This window comes from Caballeronia sp. LZ033 (assembly GCF_031451265.1).
Lineage (GTDB): Bacteria > Pseudomonadota > Gammaproteobacteria > Burkholderiales > Burkholderiaceae > Caballeronia.
This window is the reverse complement of record NZ_JARUXQ010000027.1, coordinates 1-1,332: the sequence shown is the minus strand read 5'-3', so window position 1 is coordinate 1,332 and position 1,332 is coordinate 1. Positions and strand designations below refer to the sequence as shown.

Genomic DNA, 1,332 nt, shown 5'->3' with positions numbered 1-1,332 from the left:
CGCCGTGCTGGCGCGCGAACTCGTGACCTCCTTTCCGCTGACCGCATTGCTGTGGCTGTGCTGCTCCTGCGTGTTCTCGACGTGCGTCTCGGTCGCGGCGGCAATATTGACGTTGCCGGTCGCCGCAAGCGCGGCCGTGCCGTGGTCGAGGTTGATTGCGCTGCCTGTGACGTTGATGTCCTTGCCCGACGCCACGACGAGCGAGTTACCCGCGTTGAGCACGGTGTTCGTGAGCGTATCGTCCGAGCGGTGCAGCGACTCCGAGTAAGTGCCGTGACCGTCGGCGCCTGCGCTGTTGCTGTCGACCATTGAGGTCGCGCGCGCGGCCTGCAGGGTGACATTGCCATTCGCCGCGAGCACGCCGCCGCCGTTCAGATCCAGCGACGCGCCGGTCGCGGTGAGGTCGCCGCCGACACCGATCTGCGTCATGCCGCCCACCTTGACCGCGCTGCCGGTCGTCTGGTTGAGATTGGTATGCGACACGCCATTGGCGCGCTCGACGACCTTGTTCTCGCCCGTCTGCACCGAGCCGAGCTCATAGTTTCCGCCGACAAGCATGGCGAGATTGCCGCCGACGTCCAGCGTGCCGGCGTTCTGCTGAAGGTCGCCGCCGGTCACGATCGCCGCGTCGCCTGCGACGTTCACGGTCGCGAGCGGCCCGAGCGTGCTCACGGTGCGCGTCGCGCCCGTCGCGCTGACCTGGTGGATTGTATTGACAGCGGTATTGAGGAGAAGATTGCCGCCGACGTTCAGTGCCAGGCTCGCCGCGTTGAGGGTGGCGGATGTCAGATCGACGTTGCCCTGCGTGGTAAGGGACATCAGATCGCCGCTGCGCAGCGCGCCGAAAGCGTTGTCGATCTGCTTGCCCTGAATCGAAAGCGTGTTGCCCGCCTGTATCGTGCCGCTGTTGCTGAAGGTCTGTGCGTCCTTCAGATCGACATCGGCCGCAGCGATGAGCGGCCCGTTCATGTTCTGCTGGCTTGCCTTCGCGAGGTACACGACGGGCGCGAGCACGGACTGACCGTCGACGATGACCGTCTGCATGATGACGACGTTGCTCGTTAGCGCCGCGACCTGTTCCGGCGACAGACTCATGCCGAGCGGCAGATCGAGCGATTTCGCGAGCGATGCGCCCGCGGCCAGCAGCGCCTCATACATGGCTTGCGTGTCGGTGTAGGGACCGAGCACCGCACGGCCGGTCAACGTTGTGACCTGATTGCGCACGAGCTGCTGCTCGTACAACCCATCGCCCAGGCGTTTCTGTACTTTCTGCGGATCGAGGTCGAGTTGCCGCAAGAAGTAGTCGCTCGAGATGAAGCTCCGCTGGTTCGT

At 64.9% G+C, this 1,332-nt stretch carries 1 protein-coding gene; it reads right to left on the bottom strand.

Annotated elements, in window-relative coordinates; translation table 11 throughout:
- A partial coding sequence (locus QCE62_RS35005; RefSeq protein ID WP_309927999.1) for a hemagglutinin repeat-containing protein occupies positions 1–1,332 on the bottom strand: 1,332 nt, incomplete at both ends.